Annotated in this window: 22 protein-coding genes; 11 read left to right on the top strand and 11 right to left on the bottom strand. The window is 33.0% G+C overall.

Annotated elements, in window-relative coordinates:
• Positions 1–57: 57 nt before the first annotated feature.
• Positions 58–1,518 carry an aminoacyl-histidine dipeptidase gene (locus tag B0A75_RS15030; protein WP_089055105.1) on the top strand — a complete coding sequence of 487 codons (1,461 nt, stop codon included), beginning with the start codon at positions 58–60 and terminating at the stop codon, positions 1,516–1,518.
• 344 nt (positions 1,519–1,862) lie between these two features.
• On the opposite strand, the gene B0A75_RS15020 is transcribed toward B0A75_RS15030, so the two are convergent.
• From B0A75_RS15020 to B0A75_RS15005, 4 genes are all read right to left on the bottom strand, one after another.
• Entirely contained in the window at positions 1,863–2,636 is a 774-nt protein-coding gene (locus tag B0A75_RS15020; RefSeq protein WP_089055103.1) for a carboxypeptidase-like regulatory domain-containing protein, read from the bottom strand.
• 250 nt (positions 2,637–2,886) lie between these two features.
• Complete coding sequence (locus B0A75_RS15015; protein ID WP_089055102.1) at positions 2,887–4,782, bottom strand: DEAD/DEAH box helicase; 1,896 nt, start codon at positions 4,780–4,782, stop codon at positions 2,887–2,889.
• Positions 4,783–4,976: 194 nt separating this feature from the next.
• On the bottom strand, positions 4,977–5,555 hold the full coding sequence (locus tag B0A75_RS15010) for a non-canonical purine NTP diphosphatase (RefSeq protein WP_089055101.1): 579 nt from the start codon (positions 5,553–5,555) through the stop codon (positions 4,977–4,979).
• Positions 5,530–5,925 carry a ribosomal maturation YjgA family protein gene (locus B0A75_RS15005; RefSeq protein WP_089055100.1) on the bottom strand — a complete coding sequence of 132 codons (396 nt, stop codon included), beginning with the start codon at positions 5,923–5,925 and terminating at the stop codon, positions 5,530–5,532. The genes B0A75_RS15010 and B0A75_RS15005 overlap by 26 nt, the downstream gene beginning before the upstream one ends.
• Before the next feature lie 210 nt (positions 5,926–6,135).
• On the opposite strand from B0A75_RS15005, the gene B0A75_RS15000 reads away from it, so the two are divergent.
• Complete coding sequence (locus B0A75_RS15000; protein WP_089055099.1) at positions 6,136–6,540, top strand: hypothetical protein; 405 nt, start codon at positions 6,136–6,138, stop codon at positions 6,538–6,540.
• A 111-nt stretch (positions 6,541–6,651) separates the two neighbouring features.
• Here the strand turns inward: B0A75_RS15000 and B0A75_RS14995 are convergent, their stop codons facing one another.
• Together B0A75_RS14995 and B0A75_RS14990 are read right to left on the bottom strand one after the other, a co-directional pair.
• On the bottom strand, positions 6,652–8,166 hold the full coding sequence (locus B0A75_RS14995) for an FMN-binding glutamate synthase family protein (protein ID WP_089055098.1): 1,515 nt from the start codon (positions 8,164–8,166) through the stop codon (positions 6,652–6,654).
• A gap of 32 nt (positions 8,167–8,198) precedes the next feature.
• Complete coding sequence (locus B0A75_RS14990) at positions 8,199–8,981, bottom strand: NYN domain-containing protein (protein ID WP_089055097.1); 783 nt, start codon at positions 8,979–8,981, stop codon at positions 8,199–8,201.
• A 200-nt stretch (positions 8,982–9,181) separates the two neighbouring features.
• Here B0A75_RS14990 and B0A75_RS14985 point away from each other — a divergent pair, with 200 nt between their 5' ends.
• The 5 genes from B0A75_RS14985 (at position 9,182) to B0A75_RS14965 (ending at position 14,578) form a co-directional block, all read left to right on the top strand.
• Positions 9,182–9,631 (top strand): RrF2 family transcriptional regulator, encoded by a 450-nt coding sequence (locus B0A75_RS14985; RefSeq protein WP_089055096.1) that lies wholly within the window; start codon positions 9,182–9,184, stop codon positions 9,629–9,631.
• 22 nt (positions 9,632–9,653) lie between these two features.
• The gene (gene azu, locus B0A75_RS14980) at positions 9,654–10,172 is read left to right on the top strand and encodes an azurin (RefSeq protein ID WP_089055095.1); all 519 of its coding nucleotides are present in this window, start codon (positions 9,654–9,656) and stop codon (positions 10,170–10,172) included.
• Positions 10,173–10,263: 91 nt separating this feature from the next.
• Positions 10,264–12,501 (top strand): nitric-oxide reductase large subunit, encoded by a 2,238-nt coding sequence (locus B0A75_RS14975; protein ID WP_089055094.1) that lies wholly within the window; start codon positions 10,264–10,266, stop codon positions 12,499–12,501.
• Positions 12,502–12,520: 19 nt separating this feature from the next.
• Positions 12,521–13,252, top strand: a complete 732-nt coding sequence (ric, locus tag B0A75_RS14970; protein ID WP_089055093.1) for an iron-sulfur cluster repair di-iron protein — start codon at positions 12,521–12,523, stop codon at positions 13,250–13,252.
• 102 nt (positions 13,253–13,354) lie between these two features.
• Positions 13,355–14,578, top strand: coding sequence for a hypothetical protein (locus tag B0A75_RS14965; RefSeq protein WP_089055092.1), 1,224 nt, complete (start codon positions 13,355–13,357; stop codon positions 14,576–14,578).
• 167 nt (positions 14,579–14,745) lie between these two features.
• On the opposite strand, the gene B0A75_RS14960 is transcribed toward B0A75_RS14965, so the two are convergent.
• Genes B0A75_RS14960 through nirK form a run of 3 tightly spaced genes read right to left on the bottom strand, consistent with a single transcriptional unit; the run spans position 14,746 to position 17,567 of the window.
• The gene (locus B0A75_RS14960) at positions 14,746–15,345 is read right to left on the bottom strand and encodes an SCO family protein (protein ID WP_089055091.1); all 600 of its coding nucleotides are present in this window, start codon (positions 15,343–15,345) and stop codon (positions 14,746–14,748) included.
• A gap of 16 nt (positions 15,346–15,361) precedes the next feature.
• Entirely contained in the window at positions 15,362–16,135 is a 774-nt protein-coding gene (locus tag B0A75_RS14955; RefSeq protein ID WP_089055090.1) for a formylglycine-generating enzyme family protein, read from the bottom strand.
• A 16-nt stretch (positions 16,136–16,151) separates the two neighbouring features.
• Entirely contained in the window at positions 16,152–17,567 is a 1,416-nt protein-coding gene (nirK, locus tag B0A75_RS14950) for a copper-containing nitrite reductase (RefSeq protein ID WP_394335290.1), read from the bottom strand.
• Positions 17,568–18,072: 505 nt separating this feature from the next.
• Between nirK and B0A75_RS14945 the strand changes: the two genes are divergently transcribed.
• Both B0A75_RS14945 and B0A75_RS14940 read left to right on the top strand, forming a co-directional pair.
• Positions 18,073–19,332: an aminotransferase class I/II-fold pyridoxal phosphate-dependent enzyme gene (locus B0A75_RS14945; protein ID WP_089055088.1), complete on the top strand. Its 1,260-nt coding sequence runs from the start codon at positions 18,073–18,075 to the stop codon at positions 19,330–19,332.
• A gap of 124 nt (positions 19,333–19,456) precedes the next feature.
• Entirely contained in the window at positions 19,457–19,939 is a 483-nt protein-coding gene (locus B0A75_RS14940) for a hypothetical protein (RefSeq protein WP_089055087.1), read from the top strand.
• A gap of 92 nt (positions 19,940–20,031) precedes the next feature.
• On the opposite strand, the gene B0A75_RS14935 is transcribed toward B0A75_RS14940, so the two are convergent.
• Together B0A75_RS14935 and B0A75_RS14930 are read right to left on the bottom strand one after the other, a co-directional pair.
• Entirely contained in the window at positions 20,032–21,150 is a 1,119-nt protein-coding gene (locus tag B0A75_RS14935) for a GTP cyclohydrolase (protein WP_089055086.1), read from the bottom strand.
• 52 nt (positions 21,151–21,202) lie between these two features.
• Entirely contained in the window at positions 21,203–22,171 is a 969-nt protein-coding gene (locus B0A75_RS14930) for a transporter (RefSeq protein WP_089055085.1), read from the bottom strand.
• Between the two features lie 124 nt (positions 22,172–22,295).
• Here B0A75_RS14930 and B0A75_RS14925 point away from each other — a divergent pair, with 124 nt between their 5' ends.
• Positions 22,296–22,583, top strand: coding sequence for a DUF4834 family protein (locus B0A75_RS14925; protein ID WP_089055084.1), 288 nt, complete (start codon positions 22,296–22,298; stop codon positions 22,581–22,583).
• Positions 22,584–22,632: 49 nt separating this feature from the next.
• Positions 22,633–25,080 (top strand): YfhO family protein, encoded by a 2,448-nt coding sequence (locus B0A75_RS14920; RefSeq protein WP_089055083.1) that lies wholly within the window; start codon positions 22,633–22,635, stop codon positions 25,078–25,080.
• Positions 25,081–25,157 lie beyond the last annotated feature (77 nt).

Here is a 25,157-nt window from a genome sequence, read left to right as displayed (position 1 = left end):
AAAGTATAAACTTTGTAACTTTGACAATCTTAATTGTTAAACATCAAACAAAATATAATGAGTCAGGAAATAAGAAATCTGGAACCAAAAGAACTTTGGAACAAATTTGCAGATTTAAATGCAGTTCCACGTCCATCAAAAAAAGAAGAGCGTGTAATCGAGTTCATGAAAAACTTTGGAAACAGCTTAGGTTTAGAAACTTTTGAAGACGAAATTAGAAACGTAATCATTAGAAAACCAGCAACTCCGGGAATGGAAAATCGAAAAGCAATCGTAATGCAGGGGCATCTTGATATGGTGCACCAAAAAAATGCAGATACAGTTTTTGATTTTGATAAGCAGGGAATTGATATGTATGTAGATGGTGACTGGGTTCGTGCTCGCGGTACAACGCTTGGTGCAGATAATGGACTTGGAGTTGCTACAATTATGGCAGTTTTAGAGAGTAAAACAATTGCGCATCCTGCAATTGAAGCTTTGTTTACAATCGATGAAGAAACAGGTATGACTGGAGCATTAAACCTAAAAGGAGGAATTCTTCAAGGGCAGATTTTATTGAATCTGGATACTGAAGAAGACGACGAAATTGATATAGGATGTGCTGGAGGAATTGATGTTACGGCTGCAAGAACTTACCATGATGAAGAAGTTCCAGAAGGTTCTGTTGGGTACTCAATAACTGTAAAAGGTTTAAACGGAGGTCATTCAGGAATGGATATTCATAAAGGATTAGGGAATGCTAATAAAATTATGAATCGTTTGTTGTTTGATGCTTTTGAAAATTTTGGTTTACAGATTGCGGAAATTAACGGAGGAAGTCTTCGAAATGCAATTCCAAGAGAAAGTGTTGCTAAAGTGATTATTTCTGAAATGTTTGATGAAGCATATCTTTTTGATATGCAGGAAATCATTAATGATATTAAAGCAGAATATAAAACAACTGAACCAAACTTATCGATAGAAATCGTTAAGACAGATCTGCCTGAAAAAGTAATGGATTTAGGTGTTCAGGAAGGAATTATTAGAGCAATTTATGCGGCTCATAACGGCGTTTATAGAATGAGCGCTGATATGGCTGATTTGGTTGAAACATCAAATAATATTGCTCGCGTTATTATAAAAGACGGTGAAATATTGGTAGGATGTTTAACGCGTTCTTCTGTTGAATCTTCTAAATTTGATTTGGCTAACTCTTTACGTTCTGCTTTTGAATTAGTAGGATGTGATGTAGAACTTTCAGGATCTTATCCTGGATGGACGCCAAACGTCAATTCGGAAATTTTGGAAGTTTTAAAAGAAATTTACGAAAAACAAAATGGTGAAGAGCCTAAAGTTGTAGCTTGTCACGCTGGTTTAGAATGTGGAATTTTAGGGACAAATTACCCAGAAATGGATATGATTTCTTTTGGACCAACAATTCATGGAGCACACTCGCCAGATGAAAGAGCTAGTATTTCATCTGCTCAAAAATATTGGAAATTCGTATTAGAAATTCTTTCTAATATTCCAGTTAAATAAGAGTAATTTAGTGTTCAGTTTTTTAGTGTTCAGTTTTCTGATAACTAAAAAGCTGAACACTTTTTAAATTCTATACATTATAAGAATTGCTCACTGAATACTTATTTTTAATCTCTTTTAGGAGCATTTTTCTTTTCTCTTTTTTCCTCTTTCTTTTCTTTAGCCGTTTTTAGCGGTTCTTTTTTTGCTGTTTTTTTAGCATCTTGACCTTTTGCCATTAGATATTTATTTTAGTTGTTTTTAATTGATTAATAAGTAAATATAACTTTTTAAAATCCTAATGAGCATAAAAAAATCCCCAATTTAAAATTGAGGATTTCTGTATTTATGGTAAGAGTAAAATTTTAATTCCTTTTAAGTACTTTATATTGTTCATAACAGCCGCTGATGGCATCTAAAATTTGAAGGTCATTTGCTGTTTGTATAAAAGCATCTGAATAGTTACAACGATGCATAATTTCAGGGATTTCATCCTTACTTATTCCTAAAAGTACAGCAATGGTTTCGCGGTCATATTTAGTTTCTAGCAAGTTTCTAATCGTGTCATCTTTCTTCATATCCTTTAGCTTCTTGAGTTCTTTTCCGTTTTTTCCAAAGAAATTATAGAGCATATCAGCCGGATTGAAAATAGAACCTAATACTTTTCCAAATGCATTAGGAGAATATTCGCCTGCTTCATAACCTTGCGTAAGACCAGAAATACTGTAACGATAATTTTCTTTTGTAGGAATTAATTTTGAGTCGACTTCAAGATATCCTGTTAAAGTAAAAGGAGCGATAATAACTTCTTCAAGCGCTATCGCTTTTTCGGTAAGTTGAATGCGGGTAACTTTATTTTTTATCCAGTCATTTGTTACTCTAATTCTAAGAGATTGAAATCCTAGCAGCGAAAAGTGAATAGTGTCATTAGGCTGTACATCAATTTCAAAATACCCTTTTGCGTCAGATTTTGCGCCGCGTACTTTGTTGGTGTTGATGATGTTTACGTTTGGAAGAGGTTGTTTACTATCGTCGTTTATAATATAACCCGAAACTCTTTGCGGGGTTGTAGGCTCGATGTCCTGCGCAAAACTAACGGTAGAGAATAGCATAAAAAAGAAAACTGCGAAATATTTCATATCCTGATTTAAAGCACTAAAAGTAGTAAATAGAGATTAAATATTTCGCAGTCTTTGAATATAATTATAAGAAAATTAACAAAGACAGCAGCGGTGCTTTTAGTATTTAAATAAAAAAGGATAATAAGATTAAATTACATTGTTTTGGATTACAAATTCACTTGTAGAGAATAAGATTCTGAACATAAAAAAATCCCAAATTCCAATTATGTCTGGAATTTGGGATTTTATATTTTAAGATATTAAAGAATTAATCTCTTCTTGGTCTTCTTGGTCTTGGTGAATCACCAAAGCTTTCAGAACGTCTTGGAGCTCTATCAGAACCACCTTCGTTTCTTTTGAAACCACCTTCTCTACGAGGTGCAGATGAGTTTCTGTCGCTTCTAAAACCACCTTCTCTAGGAGCAGAGTTTCTGTCGCTTCTAAATCCTCCGCCAGAACCTTCACGTCTTGGAGCAAAGTTTCCTTCTCTTCTTGGTCCAGAACTTCTTCCACCGCCACGGTTATTGTGGTCGCGTCTTCCGCCTCCGTCATTTTTAGAGATTTCAACATTAATACGACGTCCTTCTAATTGAACGTTGTTTAATACTTCCATAACTTTGTCAGTGTGCTCAGGATCAGTGTTAAAGAAAGAGAAACCTTCTTTTACATCTACCTTGAAAACGTCATCACGACCTAAGTCTAATGTTTCTTTCAAGTAATCTTTAAGCGACATCCAATCGAAATTGTCTCTTGAACCGATGTTTACAAAATAACGAACTGCTCCATTATTATTGAATTCTCTTGGCTCAGAATCGTTTCTTTCACGTCTTTCTCCTGAAGATTGAGATGAAATATCTCTATTCTTTTTGTAGTAAGCAATAAAACGATTAAATTCTACTGAAACCATTTTCTTGATCAATTCTTCTTTAGATAAATCTTCAAGAACATTGTTAATTGCTGGTAAATAGTTGTCAATTTCATGATCAACCTCAGTATCTTTAATTTTATTAGCTAAGTGTAATAATTGAATTTCGCAGATTTCAATTCCAGATGGAATTGTTTTTTCTTCGAATTTTTGTTTGATGATTCTTTCGATAGAAGAAATTTTACGTAACTCACTTTTTGTAACGATTACAATAGAAGTTCCTAATTTTCCAGCTCTACCAGTACGTCCTGAACGGTGGTTGTACGTTTCGATCTCATCAGGTAATTGGTAGTTTACAACGTGTGTTACGTTATCAACATCAATACCACGTGCAGCAACGTCAGTAGCAACAAGCATCTGAATTTGTCTTCCACGGAAAGATTTCATTACACCATCACGCTGCGCTTGAGATAAATCTCCGTGCAATGCAGCTGCGCTGTATCCATCCTCAATAAGTTTTTCGGCAATAGCCTGAGTATCTCTTTTTGTACGACAGAAAACCACAGAGAAAATATCTGGGTTAGCATCTGCCAAACGTTTTAGAGCTTCATAACGATCACGAGCGTTAACTAAGTAAAATTCGTGAGAAACTGTAGACGAACCAGAGTTTTTAGCTCCAACAGTAATTTCTACAGGTTCACTCATGAATTGTTTTGCAATTCTAGCAACCTCTTGCGGCATTGTTGCAGAGAACAACCATGTGCTTTTTTCGTCTGGAGTATCTGATAAAATAGATACAATATCTTCGTAGAATCCCATGTTTAACATTTCGTCAGCCTCATCAAGAACACAGTAATCTATGTTTTTAATGTTAACTAAACCTCTGTTAATCATGTCTTGCATTCTTCCTGGAGTAGCCACAATAATTTGTGCTCCTCTTTTTATTTCTCTTGCCTGCTCTGTAATACTAGCTCCTCCGTAAACTGCTACCACATTAATACCTTTTTCGTATTTAGAGTAGTTTTTAAGTTCGTTAGTAATCTGTAAACAAAGCTCGCGTGTTGGCGATAAAACTAATGCTTGTGTATTTCTGTTGTCGGCATCAATTTTTTGAATTAGCGGAAAACCGAAAGCTGCCGTTTTCCCTGTCCCTGTTTGAGCCAACGCAACCATATCCGTGTCTTTTTCCAATAATAGGGGAATCGCCTTTTCCTGTACCTCTGACGGATTTTCAAATCCTAGATCTAAAATCGCCTTCAGTAACGATTCATTCAATCCTAATTGTTCAAATTTATTCATATGTGTTTTTAAAATAGGGTGCAAAATTACTGTTAATTATTCAGATAAACTAATGCAATTTTAAGAATTATGTATTTGTTATGATTTGATTATCAAAAAGTTATGTTTAGTGTAAAATGATTTTTTGAAAGAAATCGAAAAAAAAACGTCTTGAAATATCAATTTTGTTCCTTAAAATGTTGTATTTTAAACAATTATTTTGTTCTATTCAGGAAATCAATAAGTTGCTCAGTTGCCTTTGCACGATGGCTGATTTTATTTTTAACTTCAGCTGATAGTTCGGCAAAAGTTTCATTATAATTTGTGGGCTGAAAAATAGGATCGTATCCAAAACCATGATTTCCAGTTTTATTCAAAGTAATAGTTCCTTTAGCCAAGCCGGTAAAAAGATGCTGAGCGCCATTTAAATTTAATGCAATAACGGTCTTGAACTGTGCACTGCGATCTTCTTCGTTTTTTAGAGCATCCAAAAGTTTATTCATGTTATCATCGGCATTTTTCTGTTCACCCGCATATCTTGCCGAATAAACACCCGGTTCTCCGTTTAAAGCTTTTACTTCTAAGCCCGTATCATCTGCAAAACAGTCGTAACCGTATTTTTCAGTTACATAATCAGCTTTTAAAATGGCGTTGCCTTCAATTGTATCTGCCGTTTCCGGAATTTCTTCATGACAGCCAATATCTTCTAAGCTTAAAAGCTGAATAGATCCGTTAAGAATACTTTGAATTTCTTTGATTTTATTTAAATTATTTGAAGCGAAAACGAGTTTCATGAGTATTATATTTTAAAGTGAATTTTTCGATTAAAAAGACAAAAGCAATTCCAAATGTATAAGCAAGAATATCACTCCAAAGAAAACCTTGTCCTAAAACGTATCTTCCAAAAAGTGTTTTTCTGAGTGATATGATCCAGTCGCTTTGATAAAGCTGCAAGAACTCAATGCTGTAACATATTAGTAGAGAATAGATTATTATAAAAATGGCTTTTTTATGGGTAAACAAGATTCGAATCAGAAAATAAATCATAATTGCATATAGAAAATCACCAATCCATAACGGAATAAATGAGATTTTCCTTGAAAGAATTCCTAAAAGAATAATAGTCAGAAGTAAAACGGAATATTGTATTCGGGTTTTGTTCAAGTTTACTTTTTTGCTTCAAGCAAAATTACAATTAATCTTTTAAGTTATCGCTCTTTGTAAAATTTTAAATTATAATGAAAAGGAGTTAAAAATTAATAAAAAAATAAACAGATCTGCTTTATCTTATGAATTTACAAATTCAATAAATTACGCAGATTATTACTATCTTGAAGCACTTTTAAGACTTCAAAAAATTAAATAAAATTGATTATGTTAAAGAAAATCACTCAAATCTCGCTTGTCCTTATAATGACAGTAATGGTTATTAGCTGTAAAAATGCTAAGCAAAAGCTTCAGGAATTTGTAACTTCTTATAATGCTGCAGCACCTAATTTTAAAGCTGAAAATGTTACACTGACAACAGCTCGAGGATATATCAATGATGATAAAATTGAACTGCGATTTGAAACTAATTTAGAACAAAACGCTCCTAATAAATTAGCGGCGGGAATTGTGTTTGATAAGTTATTAAAGGAAATGATAAAGAAAAATCAAATACCAAAAGATCTGGTGGAAGAAGGGATTCAGTTTGATGCCTATTTTTTGGCAGATGATAATACCGTTTTTGTAAAACAGATTATAAATAAAGAAACTTTGCCAGAACTACTGAATTAAACTCTTTTTATGAGTTTTATAAAATAATTATTAAGTGCACTCAAAAGTTATTTTGGTAAAGTTTGAGTTATAAAAAAAATGCCTCTTTAAATAATAAAGAGGCATTTCTATTTAATTTATTTTGGTAACATTTGTCAGGTTATCTGGGAAATACAACTCTGATAAATTGGTAAATTCATCACCACGCATAAATATATTAATATCTACATCGGCAAAAGAGGTTTTTCCTGCTGCGGCCAAAAGTTCGTTTGCAGAATGAAGTGTGTTTTTATGAAAATGATAAACACGATCTGATTTATCTGTAACGACCAAACCTTTCATGAGCATTTTGTTTTGTGTAGCAACTCCAGTCGGGCATTCGTTATTATGACATCTTAAAGCTTGAATACAGCCAAGTGAAAACATAAAGCCGCGAGCACTGTTACACATATCTGCACCTAAAGCAATGGCGTGCAGAATAGAATATCCGGAAATAATTTTTCCGCTTCCAATAATGCGTATTTTGTCACGAATATTTAATCCAATCAATGTTTTGTTTACGAATATTAAAGCAGGTTCAAATGGCATTCCAACGCCATCAGCAAATTCTAAAGGAGCTGCGCCGGTTCCTCCTTCGGCACCATCAATAGTTATAAAATCAGGATAAATATCTTCAGCGATCATTTCGTGACAGATTGCTTCAAATTCAGCCGTGTTACCAATACACAATTTAAAACCAATAGGTTTTCCGTTTGATAATTCACGTAACTGTGCAATAAATCGAATCAACCCTTTAGAATCAGAAAAAGCATGATGCCCCGGAGGAGAAAGAATCATTGTATGTGGTTGAACTCCTCTAATTTTTGCAATTTGTTCTGTATTTTTTTTTGCTGGAAGTACGCCTCCATGTCCTGGTTTTGCGCCTTGAGAAAGTTTAATTTCGATCATTTTTACATTTGGAAGATTTGCCTTTTCAGAGAAATTTTCTGGGCTGAAATTTCCTTCGGCATCACGACAGCCAAAATATCCTGTACCAATTTGCCAAGTAATATCGCCTCCGCCGGCAAGATGAAATTCAGTTAATCCACCTTCGCCTGTATTTTGATAAAAATTTCCTTTTTGCGCTCCAATATTTATAGCGCGAACGGCATTTTCGCTCAGCGAACCAAAACTCATCGCAGAAACATTAAATAAAGAAGCAGAGTAAGGTTGTTTACAGTCTTTTCCACCTACTAAAACACGAGGTAATTCTTCGTTCACTTTAGCTGGAAAGATAGAATGTTTTATTCCTTCATAACTTTCAGTGTTTAAATTTTGCTGCGTTCCAAAAGGTGTACTTGAATCAATATTTTTGGCTCTTTGATAAACTAATGAGCGTTGGTTTCTGGAGAAAGGTTTTCCGTCTGTAGATCTTTCAATAAAATATTGTTGAATTTCGGGTGCGATCATTTCAAATAAATATCTGAAATATCCCAAAACAGGAAAGTTTCTTAAAATGGCATGTTTTTCTTGAGATGCATTGTAAGCACCAACAAGTAATAATATTGGAAGAATTATTACTAATAAAAAACCACGTCCAGTATAATAGTAAATTGCTGCAACAATTAGAAACAATAAGAATCCGTAGATAAAGAATTTTTTTCTCATGTTTTTAAAGTATTAATAAGGTAAAATTTTAATTAATTGAATCGTAATCTAACATAGACATGTTTAATGCCTTTTTTGTCAGACTCTCTTTCGTCGATTTCTAGAATATCAGTAAGTGATTTCAGCATTGGCGTAAGCTTAGAAAATCCGTAATTTCTAGGGTCGAATTCGGGTTTTTTCTTTACAATCAAATTTCCAACATCACCTAAAAATGCCCAGCCGTCATCATCTTCAATGTCTTCAATAGTGGCTTCGATAAGTTCTATGGTTTGTTTATCAATTTTATGCAATGCTTTTTCTGCAGGTTTTTCAACCAGTTTTTTAGTATCTGCAGCAACAACGGTTTTGGGTTTCTTTTTCTGAATTGCACCGTCTAGAACTTCAATATAGATAAATCTGTCGCAGGCGGCAATAAAAGAACTTGGTGTTTTCTTTTCGCCTATACCAATTACTTTCATACCAGATTCTCGAAGACGCACCGCTAAACGGGTAAAGTCACTGTCGCTTGATACGATACAAAAACCATCAAGTTTCCCTGAATAAAGTAAATCCATTGCATCAATAATCAAGGCTGAATCTGATGAGTTTTTTCCAACCGTATAACTATATTGTTGAATAGGAGTAATGGCGTGCTCCAATAATACAGATTTCCATCCGTTTGCATTTGGCTTTGTCCAATCAGCATAAATACGTTTTGTAGTTGGTGTGCCAAACTTTGCGATCTCTTCCATCATACCTTTTACATTGCTGTAGGGTACATTATCTGCATCAATAAGAACAGCTAATTTTAGATCTTTTGAGTTGCTTAAAGCCATTATTTCAATATTAGAAAAATTAGTATTCTCAAAGTTAAAATTAAAATTGGGTTTTATGTGAATTTTAAGTCAAATAAGTGTTTTAGCACTTCTAAATTATTCTGGTTATAAATAAGTTTTTGTTTTAGAAAATTAATTAAAGATAAATTTGTCTTTTATAATAAAATTAGATAATTTTGTATGGAATTAATTAATGAGATATGTTTTCAAAAGCGTGTGAGTACGGAATTAGGGCTTCTATTTTTATTGCAACAAAATCTTCTAAAGGAATAAGGGTTGGAATAAAAGATGTAGCAAAAGAAATTGATTCTCCGGAACCATTTACGGCTAAAATTATGCAGATTTTGACTAAAAGCGGAATAATTCATTCGGCTAAAGGAGTTGGAGGAGGATTCGAAGTTTCGAATGAGGCATTGAAAACTATAAAATTAATTCAGATTGTAGATGCCATTGATGGAGATAAAATTTATAAGGGCTGTGGTATTGGTTTAAAAGAATGTTCTGAAGAGCATCCGTGTCCAGTTCATCATGAATTTAAAAAGATTAGAGGTTTACTTTTAGAGATGCTTACCAAAACTACTCTTGAACAGCTGGCATTAGGAGTAAAATCAGGAGACTTTTTTTTAAAAACATTGAATATAAACGATTAATATTAAATAAATACCTAAAAAAATGAATACAAAAACCAAAATTTCACTATTAATCCTAATGGGATTTTTAACAATAACTTCTTGCGGTAAAAAAGAAACTGCACCAGTTGAAGAGCAAACAGAAACTTCAACAGAAGGAGAAGCTGCTCCTGTAACTTCAACCGCAGAAAATGTATTAGTTATTGAAGGAAATGACCAAATGCAGTTTAGCACCAATGAATTGAAAGCAGTTGCAGGAAAACCAATTACGCTTACCTTAAAACATGTTGGTAAAATCCCAAAAGAAGCGATGGGACATAATCTAGTTATTCTTCAAGAAGGTACAGATCAAGCGGCTTTTGCTTTGAAAGCTAATGATGCAAAAGCAACTGATTTTATTCCAGAATCTGAAAAAGCTTCAATTATTGCTCATACTAAATTATTAGGAGGAGGAGAAGAAGATACGATTGAGTTTACAATTGATAAAAAAGGATCATATCCATTTATCTGCTCTTTCCCTGGTCACGTGGCTATGATGAAAGGCGTATTGATTGTTGAGTAAATAACCAAAACTCCGAATCCTTTAAACAAGGTTTGGAGTTTTTTTAAAAACAAATAAAAGATAAAAATGTCTTTTATTGAATTGATTAGAAATGAAAAGAGAAAAAAAATTGTGGATAGTCTTTATTTTAGTAATGGCTATATCATTTTCTGTATTAGGTTATTACGGTTACGAAATCTATCAGCAGGCTCCGCCAGTTCCAAAAGAAATTGTTTCTGATAGCGGAAAAGTTATTTTTTCTGAAGAAGAAATTAAGGACGGACAAAATATTTGGCAGAGTATAGGCGGACAGGAAGTTGGCTCAATTTGGGGTCACGGTGCTTATGTTGCACCAGATTGGACAGCAGATTGGCTTCATCGTGAGGCAGTTTTTATACTGGATAAATTTGCCCAAAAGGACTTCAATAAAAAGTTTGATGAACTTGATGAAGAAAAACAATCGGCCTTAAAAGTTCGTTTGCAAAAAGATGTGCGAACCAATCGATATGATCCAAATACAGGAGTTCTTACTATATCTGAAAATCGTGTTGCTGCGATTGAAGGTTTGAGTGAATATTATAAAGGTCTTTTTACCAATGATCCAAAATTTGATAAACAGAGAGAGGAATACGCAATTCCTAAAAACTCTATTAAAGATGAAGATAAAATGCATAAAATGAATGCGTTTTTCTTTTGGGCAACATGGGCAACAGTTACAAATCGTCCTGATTCAGATATTTCTTATACGCATAATTGGCCGGCAGATGAATTAGTGGGCAATAAAGCTACTAAAGAACTTTTAGCTTGGTCTGGTGTCAGTATTATTTTGTTGATTTTAAGTGTTGGTATTTTAGTGTTTTATCATGCAAAATCGGGTGAAGAAGAAGAATTTCCACTTCCAAAAGAAGATCCAATCATTAAACAAGGTAAAACTCCATCGATGGGATTGGTTACAAAATACTTCTGGATCGTTAGTTTGTTAATGGTTTTACAAATGGTGTTCGGGATAATAACGGCTCATTATGGCGTTGAAGGAAATGGTTTGTACGGTATTCCAATCGATCAAATTTTACCTTATGCAGTAACAAGAACATGGCATACACAATTGGCTATTTTCTGGATTGCGACAGCTTGGCTTGCAACTGGACTGTATATTGCACCAGCAGTTTCGGGGAAAGATCCTAAATTTCAATGTTTTGGAGTGAACTTCTTATTCGTTGCTTTATTGATAATTGTTTTAGGTTCAATGACTGGACAATGGTTTGGCGTAATGCAGAAATTGAATTTAGTACAAAACTTTTGGTTTGGTCACCAAGGTTATGAATATGTTGATTTAGGTCGTTTTTGGCAGATTTTCCTTTTGATTGGATTGTTTTTATGGCTTGCTTTAATGATTCGTCCATTAATACCAGTTTTAAAGAAAAAAACAGAAGAAAAAAATCTAATCATTTTATTCCTAGTTTCTTGTACTGCAATTGCCATGTTTTATGGAGCTGGTTTAATGTGGGGGAGACAAACAAATCTGGCTATTGCCGAATATTGGAGATGGTGGGTTGTTCACCTTTGGGTTGAGGGATTCTTTGAAGTATTTGCAACGGTTGTTATTGCTTTCTTGTTTGTTCGATTAGGATTATTGAAAACTAAAACAGCTACATTAAATGTTTTGTTTGCAACAATTATCTTCATGTCAGGAGGTATTTTGGGAACTTTTCACCATTTGTACTTCTCAGGAACTCCAACTGCAATTATGGCATTAGGAGCTACTTTCAGTGCCTTAGAAGTTGTGCCTTTAACTTTAATTGGATTTGAAGCGTATCAAAACTATAAAATTTCAAAATCAACACAATGGATTGCTGACTACAAATGGCCGATTTATTTTATGATTTCTGTGGCATTTTGGAATTTTCTCGGAGCTGGAATTTTCGGATTTATTATTAATCCTCCAATCGCACTTTATTATGTACAAGGTTTAAATACTACGCCATTGCACGGACATACTGCTTTGTTTGGAGTTTATGGAATGCTGGGAATAGGTTTAGTATTATTTGTATTGAGAAGTTTATACAGAAATGTAAACTGGAATACTAAACTGCTTAAAATTACTTTTTGGAGCTTAAATATTGGTTTGTTCTTGATGGCAATATTGAGTTTGCTTCCAATAGGAGTTTGGCAGGCAATCGAAAGTATCGATCACGGTATGTGGTACGCTCGTTCTTCTGAGTTAATGCAGCAGCCGGCAATGATTACCTTAAAATGGCTTCGCGCAATAGGAGATTCTATATTCGGAATCGGATTTATAACAATGGCTTGGTTTGTATTTGACCTGACCTTAAAAAATAAAAACAAATAAAAATTAAAAATTGATTATCATGGAAAATTTAAAAAATAAAACAATAGGATCTTTTGTAGCTCAGGATTTTAGAACCGCTGCAGTGTTTTCAAAATATAGAATTGATTTTTGCTGTAAAGGAAACAGAACGGTAACTGAAGTATGCGAAAAACAAAAAATAGATTCTGATGCTTTGCTGCAAAGTGTTTATGAGGTTTTGCAATCAGAGAATAATGGTTCAATAGACTTTAATTCTTGGCCTTTAGATTTATTAGCAGATTATATTGAGAAAACACATCATCGTTATGTAGAGGAGAAATCGCAGACACTTCTTGCTTTCCTAGATAAATTATGCAAAGTACACGGAGCAAACCATCCTGAGTTATTTAGAATAAATGAGTTGTTTATAGGTTGTGCAGGAGAATTGTCTCAGCATATGAAAAAAGAGGAATTAGTTTTATTCCCTTTTGTAAAGAGAATGGTTAAAACAAAAGAATCTGATGGAGTTTTATCACAGCCTTCTTTTGGAACGGTATCCAACCCAATTGCAATGATGATGCATGAGCATGATAATGAGGGAGAACGTTTTAGAGAAATAGCTGCCTTGACAAATAACTATACGCCTCCAGCAGATGCTTGTACAACGTACAGAGTAACTTTTGCAATGCTTAAAGAGTTTGAAGAAGATTTACATAAACATATTCATTTAGAGAATAATATCTTGTTTCCCAAAGCTGTTGCTCTAGAGAAAGAATTTGTTGAAGTAGAATAACGATTAAATTTTAATAGTTGAAAAGCACCGATAAATGTCAAGATATTGAGTATTATCGGTGTTTTTTATGGCAACTATTTACTACTTTTAATATTCTTAAAAATGGAATTATTTAAAATGTATTCTCAAAAAAACTGGATTATCTGCTGTTTTTTTAATTTCTTGATTGCTTGTGTTTTCGGGTTGTTAATGCGGTACGTGTATCTTTTTCCTTTAAACTTCATAAACTATAGTTTTCTGTTGCATGCGCACTCTCATGTGGCGATGCTGGGCTGGGTTTATATGATGGTTTATGTTTTAATTGTACACTTTTTTATTCCGAAAGAAAAAAGTGAGAGGCCTATTTATGGTCGTTTATTTTGGTGTACCGAAATTGCAGTTATCGGAATGATGGTTACTTTTCCTGTTCAGGGTTATGCCTTGTTTTCGATCATTTTTTCAACCATGCATATTGTATTGAGTTATCTTTTTTGCAGATTGGTTTGGAAAGATAGTTTTAAAGACAAAACTCCTGCAGTCAGATTTTTAAAAACGGCTGTTTTATTTATGGTTTTGTCCACTTTTGGGGTTTGGTGTTTAGGTCCTGCAGTTAGTACGCTTGGCAAGCAAAGTGCATTTTATCAAATAGCAATTCAGTTTTTTCTCCATTTTCAGTTTAACGGCTGGTTTTTGTTTGCCGTTTTAGCTCTGTTTTTAAAACAGTTTCAGCATGTAATTGAGGAACAAAAGTTTAAGATGTTTTACTCTCTTTTGGTCGTTTCGATCTTTTTAACAGTTGCATTTCCTATTCGATGGTTTGTGGAAAATAACATTTTGAATTGGATTAATATTCTTGGAGTGATACTGCAATTGTTCGCTTTTATTTACTTCTACAAAATGCTGAAACCTCAAATAATTGATTTTAAAGCCAATTTGAATCGAACTGCAATGTTGTTCTATAGTTTGGCTTTGTGTTCTTTATTCCTGAAAATAGGAATTCAATTATTGACAATTTTCCCAAATATTGCCGAAGTTTCACATCAAATCAGAAATTTTGTAATTGGCTTTATTCACTTAACAACTTTAGGAATTATAACTGGTTTTTTGTTTGGAATTTTAGTCCAAAATAAGATGCTTTCAGGTAATTCTTCTTTAATGAAAAATGGAGCAAAGTGCTTTATTTTAGGATATATTGCTACCGAAGTTTTGTTATTTTTTCAAGGAGGGCTTTTCTTTTTTGGAAAAGGCACGATGGAGTTTTATTATCAAAGTATTTTGATATTTAGCTTGCTTCTTGTTTTGGGATTAGTTTTAATGATGATGTCAATAAGAAAAGGTCATTCGTAAAACAAAAAAGTCCCAGCAGGACGATATATTTATAGAATGTTTGTTTGCGATATGTAAAAGCCCCAGCGGGGCGACATTTATCTAAAGGCTTTATAAACAAAAAACAAGAGCCGATCCATTCCTAAAATCTACTCTTGTTTTTCTACTAATCAACCTATTTACTATTTCTAAATTTTTTCTGCTTCTTGATTTATTGTTGTTATGGTTTTATCATTGTTTACGCCCAAACCTTCTTGCTGAAATATCAATTCTCCATCTGGATTAAAAACGCTTATAATATTAGAATGTGAGAAATCTATGGGAGATATCTGCTTGTAATTAACAGCCAAAACTGCTGCAAACTCACGAGTGTTTTCTTCTGATGAACGTAAAAACAGCCAGGGATCTTGATTCATTTTATTGGCAATTGCAAAATCTTTTAGTTTTTCGGGGGTATCAGTTTTGGGATCAATACTCACCAAGATAAGTTTTACATGCTGTTTGTTTTTTTTATCAAGTTTTGATTCAATATCTCTCATATCTGCTACTAATCTTGGACAGGCAGCTTTACAACTAGTGTAAATCATTACCATAACAAGAACGTTTCCTCTTAGACTTTTCAATTCAATATCTTTCCCGTACTGAGTTGTCCATTTTGATGGCAAATTGTAAATTGATAAATCACTAATCTCTTTGTTTACTGGTGCTGAATCTTTTTTCTTGTCAGACTCTTTACAGCTTTGCAAAGAGAGTAAGAGAATAAATACAGCAATTATTGTTTTTTTCATTTGAAAGTAATTTAAGTTATCGTTTTGGGTTTGTATCGCTGGCACATCTAAAACCTAGATTTCGAGTAGAATACTGTGCTTTAAGACTTCCTCTAAAAGCGTAACGCATAAATGCCGCATAATCCATCAAATCTGTTGCATTTACAGAACCGCTTCCGCAGAATAAATTCTTGTCGCTGCTTTTGTCTTTTCTCGATTCTCCAGATAAAAAAATGCTGTTAAAATCGGATGTCCATTCCCAAACTAAACCATGCATATCGTAAACTCCCCAATAATTTTTGAAAGTTTTTCCAATTTGATTTTCGTATGTTCTCGATTTCTCATACCAAGATAAGATGTATTCGTTGAATTGTTTTTTAGTTCTGGCGTCGACTTTTTTTTCATCGGCCATAGCCACATATTCCCATTCATCCATTGTAGGTAATCTTTTTCCTTGGCATTCGCAGTATTTTTTGGCCGCAAACCAAGAAACACTTGTTACTGGTGATTTAGGATTTGCACTTCCAAAATCAAAATCATTAGTCCAATACGACAAATAACTTTTGTCAGCAAAAATCCCTTTTATTTTAGATTTTGCATACGAAGGATTTTTTTTGATGAAGTTTAAAAACTCACTATTTGTAACAGGATAAATATCCATGTAGAACGATTTTACAACTACAGGTTTTTTGGTGGTGGCTCCGTAAAGAGGGACAAACGAGCCCTCTTTTATCGGAACCATTCCAGATTCTTGAGCTTTTAATCCTGTAAGCATCAAGAAAAAAATAAGAATGAAAATATTTTTTTTCATGCGAAAAATGTTGCTGTTATCTTAGCGCTTTTACCATTTCTGGTGTTATTTCGGTTTTATTATTACCCCAGCTGTTATAGATGTAAGTAAGAACATTTGCTATTTCATCATCAGATAAATTTTGAGCCGGCATTACATTGTTGTATTTTTTACCATTAACAGTAACCTCTCCGGTTAAACCATGTAAAATAGTATTGATAGAACGTTTTGGATCGGCATTTAAATAATCTGATTTTGCTAGAGGAGGGAAAGTACCAGGGATTCCTTGTCCTTCAGATTGGTGACAAGCAAAACAAGTCGTTCCAAAAATTTCTTTTCCAATATTAATTTTTTCAGCAACAGTACGTTTTGGAATTGCTGTTTTTGCAGCTGATCCTCCAGGCATTTTCTGAATAGTTCCGCCTTCAGGTAAATAAATACCTTCTTGAATTGTTCCTGAGTAAATGTTTTTGTTTTCTTTTCCTTCCACTTTCAGCATTCCTAAAGCTCCTTTGTTAAACGCTCTAAAAATAGAGTGATCAACTAATATAAAAGTTCCCGGAGTTTCAACTTTAAAATCGACGATGGCAGCTCCGCCGGCAGGAATTAAGGTAGTTTGAACATTTTTGTTAATTACACTTCCGCCTTCAACATGAACACTGTCGAATATTTCACCAATAACGTGGAAAGAGGAAACTAAGTTTGGACCTCCATTACCAACATATAAACGAACAGTTTCGCCTACTTTAGCAGTCAATTCGCCGCCATTTGTTAAAGCTCCTACTTTTCCATTAAATACTACATAATCTGGAGTTTCTTTTACAGCTTTGTTCATATCAAATGCTTGTAATCCTTTTGCGCCATATTCTCCCTGAGTATAAAAATCTCCCTGCATAACGTAGTATTCCTTGTCAACAGGAGGAAGTCCGCCTTCAGGTTCTACTAGAATTAAACCATACATACCATTTGCAATATGCATTCCTACTGGAGCAGTAGCACAATGGTAAACATATAAGCCTGGATTAATTACTTTAAAACTAAAGACTTTTTCATGTCCCGGAGCCACAAGTGATGAGGTTGCACCACCACCTGGACCAGTTACGGCATGTAAGTCTATATTGTGAGGCAGTTTGTTGTCTGGATGATTTTTTAAGTGAAATTCGACTTCATCTCCAACACGTGTTCTAATAAAACTTCCCGGTACAGATCCTCCAAAAGTCCAATACGTATATTTTACGCCATCGGTCATTGTACCTTCTTGTTCTTTAATTTCCATGTTAAGTTTTAACTTCATAGCAGTTCTGTTTCCAACTGGTTTTGGAACCATAGGAGGTGCAGTAAGTTCTGCATTCATTTCTCCTTCGGTCATGATATCTGCATAGTTTTTAGCTTCTTCTTTTTTACAGCTTCCTAAAAAAAGAGCAATAAAGAGTAAGCTTAAAAAGAGACTCATTTTAATCTGAATGGTATGTTTCTTTTCCATAAGTAATTGGTTTTGTTTTCATTTTAAATTTTAATCAAAAATAAAAGACTATTTTGTCTTTTATTATGATAAAAGTCATAGAATGGTTACTAATGTTTCGCTTAATTAATTGTAGAATTATCATTTTTTGGTAAAATTATATTAACTCAAAATGTTTATACTATTCAAAAAAAAGGCAGCTATTCGGGGATAAAAAAACAGAAATAAAAAACAGCACTAAAACTAAATCAGACTGTTAAAAAAATATATGAAAGAATACTTTGAGTATCAAATATAAAAAAAATACTATAAACTACAATATTGATAACTTTGGTTTTTGAGTTTTTTTTTCTTGATTTGTAGAATTCAAATGCAAAAAAAAATATTTATGAATGATGGCTTTTTTTTAAATAAAAATAAATGACTGTCTGAATTTTAGAATAATAATGATTATTTTTGCTCGCTGATTAAGTTAAAAATATTACTACACTATATTATGGTAAAAGATTTATTCGAAAGAATTCAAGAAAATAAAGGACCTTTAGGAAAATGGGCTTCTCAAGCAGAAGGTTATTATGTTTTCCCAAAGTTAGAAGGAGAGTTAGGTCCTAGAATGACATTTCACGGAAAAAATATCCTAAACTGGAGTTTAAATGATTATTTAGGTTTAGCAAATCACCCAGAAGTTCGTAAGGCAGATACTGATGCAGCAATTCAATTTGGAGCAGCTTATCCAATGGGAGCTCGTATGATGTCTGGACACACAACTTACCACGAGCAATTAGAAAATGAATTGGCTTCTTTTGTAATGAAAGAATCAGCTTATTTATTAAATTTTGGTTACCAAGGAATGGTTTCTATCATTGATGCATTGGTAACTAAAAATGACATCATTGTTTATGATGTTGATTCGCATGCTTGTATCATTGACGGAGTTCGTTTGCATATGGGTAAACGTTTTACTTACAAGCACAATGATCTTGAAAGTATGGAGAAAAACCTGCAGCGTGCTACAAAAATGGCAGAAGAAACTGGCGGTGGTATTTTGTTTATTACTGAAGGTGTTTTTGGAATGCGCGGACAACAAGGTAAATTGAAAGAAATTGTTGCAATGAAGCAAAAATACAATTTCCGTTTATTAGTTGATGATGCACACGGTTTTGGTACTCTTGGTAAAACAGGTGCTGGAGCAGGTGAGGAGCAAGGAGTTCAAGACGATATTGATGTTTACTTCTCGACTTTTGCAAAATCAATGGCTAATATTGGTGCTTTCGTTGCAGCAGATAAAAATATTATTGATTATTTAAAATACAACTTACGTTCGCAAATGTTTGCTAAAGCGCTTCCGATGATCCAAACAATTGGTTCATTGAAACGTTTAGAATTATTGCGTAATTCATCTTCAATCAAAGATAAACTTTGGGAAAATGTAAATGCATTGCAAAACGGACTTAAAGAAAAAGGATTTAATATTGGTGATACTAACACTTGTATTACACCAGTTTATTTAGAAGGAAGTATTCCTGAAGCAATGGTAATGGTAAACGATTTAAGAGAAAATTACGGTATTTTCCTTTCTATTGTTGTTTATCCAGTTATCCCAAAAGGAATTATTTTGTTAAGAATGATTCCAACAGCTTCACATACTTTAGCTGATATTGAAGAAACATTAACTGCATTTGAAGCGATTCGCGAAAAATTAGTTAGCGGAACTTATAAAGAAATTGCAGAGCGTACAACTGTTGACGTTTCGTAGTTAATTTAAAAAATAATATTTCCTTAAATGGAAATTATGTAAAAAAATCCATTCTGTTATACGAATGGATTTTTTTTATTTGAAGTAACTTTAAATTTGTAATCAGAAAATAAAATTAATAATTATGAAAAAGCTACTTATACTAACGACTCTAATTTTGACTGTTTTAGTTTCTTGTAAAAAAACAACAGATACAGAACCGGTTCAAATTACTCCAAGCGCTCCAAAAGAGGCTCAAATAGAAGAACCAGCAGGTGATCAATGTTATGCTTTAAGAACAAATGGAAATGTGATTGAATTGAGTTTTAATGTAAACTCGCACCAAGAGGTAAACGGAAAATTAAACTATAATATATCTGGAAAAGATAAAAATGAAGGAACTCTAATTGGAAACATGAAAGGCGATACGCTTATTGCTGATTATACTTTTACTTCTGAAGGAGTTTCATCTGTGCGAGAAGTTGCATTTCTGCAAAAAGACGGAGCGTTAATAGAAGGATTTGGAGATGTTATTCAAGCTAATGATAAAGTGACTTTTAAGGATAAAACCAAACTAAAGTTTGATCAGAAAAATACATTGACTAAAGTAGATTGTAAAGTAGAATAGTAAAAATGTCATTGATACAAAAAATCCATTCGTTTATTGCGAATGGATTTTTTATGTTTAAAACGAAATGCCTATTTCGATAGCTAATTTTTTTAAAGATTTTTCAAATATGTTTTTCTTTGGCAGTGAATTTTTGGATCAAAGTTTTTCCATAGTAAATGAATTGCAGTATTCTCTGCTAATTCTGGAGTTCTGATACAATTTACAATTCCTTTTTCAGAGAAAGTTTTGAAATATTCATCAAAAATAATTGCGGTAACCCCTTTGTTTTGGTAATCTGGGTGAACACCGATAAGGTAAAAAACTACATCTTTACTTTTCTTTCTTGCTTTTAAAAGATGAAGAAAACCAAATGGGAAAAGTTTTCCTTTAGCTTTTTGCAGTGCCTCGGTAAAACTTGGCATAACAATACTGAAAGCGACTAAGTTATCATCTTTATCAACTACAAATTTTATGTATTCAGGATTGATAAAACTGATATATTTCTTTTTAAAATACTCCTTTTGAACATCTGAAATCGCAACAAACGAAGCTAATTTGGCATAACTTTCATTAAACAAATCAAACATTTTGTCGACATGCGGCATAATATCTTTTGTTTTAGTGAAATTAAGAGCTCTAAGTTCGTAGCGTTTTTTAATTAAGGCTTGTGCTTTAAGAAAAAATTCTGGTTTTACATTCGAAAATGGAAATATACTTTCGATGTATTCTTTTTCAACCTGAAAACCTAGTTTTTCAAAATGAGTTACATAGTATGGATTATTGTACCAAGTAATCATCGTTCCAACTTGATCAAAACCTTCTGTAAGAACACCAACTTTGTCTAAATTAGAAAAACCCATTGGGCCTTCGGCATGTTCAAGGTTGTGTTTTCTTCCTAATTCATATACTTTTTCGAGTAATGCTTTTGTAACCTCTATATCATCAATTACATCAAACCATCCAAAACGAACTTTTCTTTTATGCTGATTATTTACTTCGGCCCAATTGATAATTGCTGTAATTCTTCCCACAATTTCATTGTTTTTATAAGCAAGATAAAAGTAAGCTTCGGCATTATCAAACGCAGGGTTTTTGGTTTTATCAAAAGACTCTAGTTCATCAGCAATAATAGGTGGAACCCAATATGGATTGTCTTTGTATAACGAAAACGGAAATTTGATATATTCGGTTAATTCTTTTTTAGTTTTAGCTTCTTTAATTGTAATCATTAAGGTGGTATTATAAAAATTCTCTTAGCTCAGAGAGTTTGGTTATTAAAATTTATTCGTACTTAGCCTTGCGTTTTCTTTCTCTTGCCTGATAATCTATTTCTTTTTCATTTTCAGGATTCTTTTTAGCCCTTTCATTATTTTTTAGCTCGATTTGTTTTTCTTTATACCATCCGTCGTAACGCCAAGAAAAACCAACACCGCCATATAAAACAGATGGAGTATTTTTAAAATTTGTACTTATCGAAGCGTCTATCTGCATATTTGGCGATAAAAGATAAGCTGCGCCGCCGCGAACGATTGCATCACTGTAGAAATCACTTTTATATCCTTGATTTTCAACAAACCCAGACCATTTTGCATTAAATCCGTGTGTTAAAGTTAATACGTAACCATAACTTGGATAATCAGTGCCAATATAATCAGCAATAATATTGGTTACAAAAACCCATCTTCCGCCTCCAAATAAGTTTTGTGTAACCAAGGTAACTTTTGGAGAAATCTCGCCATCACGAGAGAAATAATAAGGATTGTCCGCACCAACAAAATTTGCTCCTGCAAATATTGAAACTGCCGGAATTAGCTCACGCCATTTAAAACTGCGATTGGCTTTATAGCTGTAGATGTTTACTTCGTCTTTATAATTTTTGTAAGGATCGTAAATTAAGTATTTAGCCCCTAAAACAGTTTGTCTGAAATTGTTTTTTTTGTAGCTGGTGTATGGAGTATCAAAGTTTTCCATTTGATATTGCAAATCAACAATAAATTCTAACTGTTCTAAAAAAGCACCATATCTTATTGTAAAATCCGTACCAAAACCACTCGCGTCGTAGTCTAGTAAATCATGTTTTTCTTTAATACCATAAACGCCAATTTCTGCTTGAATAACAGATTTTCCAACTGAATAAGCAGACATAGTTTCGCCAGGTCTGTTTGAGTTTATTACATCAGTATATTGAGCAAAGAAAAATTGTGGTATTAAAAGAAGAGATGTAGAAAGTAAGTTTTTAATTTTCAACATAAATGTATTTTTTGATTAAAAAGCTATAACGCATTTCAAATGTACTATATTTTATTATTTATTTAAGATTGATATTTTAATTTTAAACAATGGATTTATTAATTTTGACAAAAATTATACAATTATGCAAGAAGCATCTTTTTCAGGTTTAATAAAAGCTATATGTTATATAATAGCATTTTATTATATTTTTAAATTTTTAGCTAGAATCTTTTTGCCAGTATTGGTAAAAAAAGCAGTTGAAAAAGCAGGAGAAAATTTTCAGAGACAACAACAATATAGTCAAGATAATTCTTGGCAGCAAACTCGTAACACTACAAAAGATGAGATAATCATCGATACCGCTAATGCAAAAAATCCTCGCGAAACCAAAAAGGTTGGGGACTATGTTGATTACGAAGAAATAGATTAAGTTTGTATCCTAAAAAATAGGATTCATCATTTAACCAAACCTGCCAAAATTGAAAATAGTAAATAAGTTCTATCCGCATGCCCTTGTAATTCTGGGTTTTATTCTTGTATCATTAATTTATTTTTATCCTGTTCTGCAAGGAAAACAGATTTTTCAGTCAGATATTGCTCAATATACCGGAATGGCAAAAGAGCAGAATGATTTCAGGGCTGCTGAACACACGGAACCTTATTGGACAAACTCTGCTTTTGGCGGAATGCCTACTTATCAGTTAGGAGCAAATTATCCTAATGATTTTATTGGTAAAATTGACGATCTTTTGCGTTTTTTACCACGTCCTGCAGATTATCTTTTTCTATATTTTTTAGGGTTTTATGGTTTGTTATTGGTTTTAAAAACAGATCCATTAAAAGCCTTTATCGGCGCACTTGCCTTTGGTTTTTCGACCTATTTAATTATAATTCTTGGAGTTGGTCATAATGCAAAAGCGCATGCAATTGCATATATGCCTCTTGTTATTGCTGGATTTATACTCGTTTTTCAAAAAAAGTATATTTGGGGAGGTCTGCTCACCATGTTTGCGGTTGCATTAGAAGTTAATGCGAATCACTTTCAAATGACCTATTATTTATTGATTTTCTTATTGATACTTTCGGGTTATTTTGCTTTTACTTTTATAAAGAATAAAGAATACAAACCACTTTTAATTGCAATAGGTACGCTGGCTGTAGCTGGAATTTTTGCTATTGGTGCTAATGCAGCTAATTTAATGGCTACCAGCGAATATGCTAAATTTAGTACTCGTAGTAACAGCGAATTAACTTTTAATCCTGACGGAACTAAAAAAACAAACGAAAATGCTTTAAGTAGAGAATATATTACCGAATATAGTTACGGAATCGCAGAAAGTTTTAATTTAATTGCGCCGAGACTTTTTGGAGGTTCAAACCATGAAAATGTTGGTATTGACAGTCGTATGTATTCGTTTATGATAGAGCAGGGTGTGCCGGCAAGTCAAGCTGAAGATTTTGTATCGGGAATGCCTACATATTGGGGCGACCAGCCTATTGTTGCCGCACCAGCTTATATTGGAGTTGTTGTTTTTTTCTTGGCAGTTTTAGCATTGTTTATTGATGATAGAAAAATAAAATACGTATTTCTTTCAGGAGCATTGGTTTCATTAGTTCTTTCATGGGGAAAAAACGTTTCTTTTCTGACCGACTTTTTTATAGATTATGTTCCGATGTATGATAAGTTTAGAGCAGTATCTTCTATTCAAGTAATTTTAGAATTATGTTTCCCTGTACTTGCAGTAATGGGATTACAATCGTTCTTTAAAGCTAAAGAAGAACCAAAACTACAGCAAAAAGCTTTAATTCAGACAGGCGTTTTTGGATTAGGAATCATTGCTATTTTAGTAATTGCAAAAAGTTCTTTTCACTTTACAGGAATGAATGATCAATACTTTTTAGAAAGTTACGGACCAGCCTTTGTTGATGCTTTGAAGGAAGATAGAATGTCATTGTATTCTGCAGATTTACTTCGATCTGGATTTTTTATAATTGTAACTTTTGGAGTTTTATGGTTATTTATTAAAAATAAATTTTCTCAGACTGCAGCTTTAATAATTGTTGCTGTGCTGATGATTTTTGATTTGTTTTTTGTGGATAAAAAATATGTTTCGGCTAAAGATTTTGTGAGCCCTGTTCAAATTGCTGCTCCATTTCAAGAAACACCTTCAGATGTTGAAATATTAAAGGATACTACACATTATAGAGTTTTTGAAATGAGCGGAAATATGTCAAGTGCAAGAGCTTCTTATTTTCATCATTCTATTGGTGGTTATCATGCTGCAAAACCAAGAAGAATACAACAGTTATTTGATTACCAAATTGCGAATAAAAATAAAAACATGAATTTGGAAATACTTAATATGTTAAATGTTAAGTATGTTATTCAAACCGATAAAGAGGGTAAAGATATTCCAACGCAAAACCCTGATGCAAATGGAAATGCTTGGTTTGTAAGTTCAGTAAAATTGGTTAATAAACCAGACGATGTAATGAAAGCTTTGAATTATATCGATACTAAAAAAGTTGCAGTATTCAATGTACGTGAACATGAAGGTAAATTTAGAAATGCCCGATTGAAAAAACAATGGGATACAACTGGAACAATTAAAGTGGTAAAATATAAACCAAACTATATTAAATACCAATCAGACAGTAAAGGCGATGCTTTGGCTGTTTTTTCTGAAATGTATTATAAAAATGGATGGAATGCTTATGTTGACGGTCAATTAACAGATCATTTTCCTGTTGATTATGTTTTAAGAGCTATGGAAGTTCCTGCAGGAAAACATACTATTGAGTTTAAGTTTGAACCTCAGGTTGTAAAAACAGGAGGAGTCATTAACTTGGCTAGTTCAATAGGAATGGTGTTGCTTTTAATTGGCGGGATTTATTTTGAAAGAAAAAGTAAGAAAACAGAAAACTAAAACTCTTGTTTGTTTTTAAATTTGGTTTTCATATGATTTAGTACCTTTACTAACGTGTTTTAAAAACTAAATAATGA

This window comes from Flavobacterium oncorhynchi, assembly GCF_002217355.1.
In the GTDB taxonomy this organism is placed as follows: domain Bacteria; phylum Bacteroidota; class Bacteroidia; order Flavobacteriales; family Flavobacteriaceae; genus Flavobacterium; species Flavobacterium oncorhynchi.
This window is presented reverse-complemented; position numbering and strand designations above follow the sequence as displayed.

Coding starts and splice junctions, on each gene's coding strand:
- B0A75_RS15030 (WP_089055105.1), top strand. CDS start 58: ATGAGTCAGGAAATAAGAAATCTGGAACCAAAAGAACTTTGGAACAAA.
- B0A75_RS15020 (WP_089055103.1), bottom strand. CDS start 2,636: ATGAAATATTTCGCAGTTTTCTTTTTTATGCTATTCTCTACCGTTAGT.
- B0A75_RS15015 (WP_089055102.1), bottom strand. CDS start 4,782: ATGAATAAATTTGAACAATTAGGATTGAATGAATCGTTACTGAAGGCG.
- B0A75_RS15010 (WP_089055101.1), bottom strand. CDS start 5,555: ATGAAACTCGTTTTCGCTTCAAATAATTTAAATAAAATCAAAGAAATT.
- B0A75_RS15000 (WP_089055099.1), top strand. CDS start 6,136: ATGTTAAAGAAAATCACTCAAATCTCGCTTGTCCTTATAATGACAGTA.
- B0A75_RS14995 (WP_089055098.1), bottom strand. CDS start 8,166: ATGAGAAAAAAATTCTTTATCTACGGATTCTTATTGTTTCTAATTGTT.
- B0A75_RS14990 (WP_089055097.1), bottom strand. CDS start 8,981: ATGGCTTTAAGCAACTCAAAAGATCTAAAATTAGCTGTTCTTATTGAT.
- B0A75_RS14985 (WP_089055096.1), top strand. CDS start 9,182: ATGTTTTCAAAAGCGTGTGAGTACGGAATTAGGGCTTCTATTTTTATT.
- azu (WP_089055095.1), top strand. CDS start 9,654: ATGAATACAAAAACCAAAATTTCACTATTAATCCTAATGGGATTTTTA.
- B0A75_RS14975 (WP_089055094.1), top strand. CDS start 10,264: ATGAAAAGAGAAAAAAAATTGTGGATAGTCTTTATTTTAGTAATGGCT.
- ric (WP_089055093.1), top strand. CDS start 12,521: ATGGAAAATTTAAAAAATAAAACAATAGGATCTTTTGTAGCTCAGGAT.
- B0A75_RS14965 (WP_089055092.1), top strand. CDS start 13,355: ATGGAATTATTTAAAATGTATTCTCAAAAAAACTGGATTATCTGCTGT.
- B0A75_RS14960 (WP_089055091.1), bottom strand. CDS start 15,345: ATGAAAAAAACAATAATTGCTGTATTTATTCTCTTACTCTCTTTGCAA.
- B0A75_RS14955 (WP_089055090.1), bottom strand. CDS start 16,135: ATGAAAAAAAATATTTTCATTCTTATTTTTTTCTTGATGCTTACAGGA.
- nirK (WP_394335290.1), bottom strand. CDS start 17,567: ATGAGTCTCTTTTTAAGCTTACTCTTTATTGCTCTTTTTTTAGGAAGC.
- B0A75_RS14945 (WP_089055088.1), top strand. CDS start 18,073: ATGGTAAAAGATTTATTCGAAAGAATTCAAGAAAATAAAGGACCTTTA.
- B0A75_RS14940 (WP_089055087.1), top strand. CDS start 19,457: ATGAAAAAGCTACTTATACTAACGACTCTAATTTTGACTGTTTTAGTT.
- B0A75_RS14935 (WP_089055086.1), bottom strand. CDS start 21,150: ATGATTACAATTAAAGAAGCTAAAACTAAAAAAGAATTAACCGAATAT.
- B0A75_RS14930 (WP_089055085.1), bottom strand. CDS start 22,171: ATGTTGAAAATTAAAAACTTACTTTCTACATCTCTTCTTTTAATACCA.
- B0A75_RS14925 (WP_089055084.1), top strand. CDS start 22,296: ATGCAAGAAGCATCTTTTTCAGGTTTAATAAAAGCTATATGTTATATA.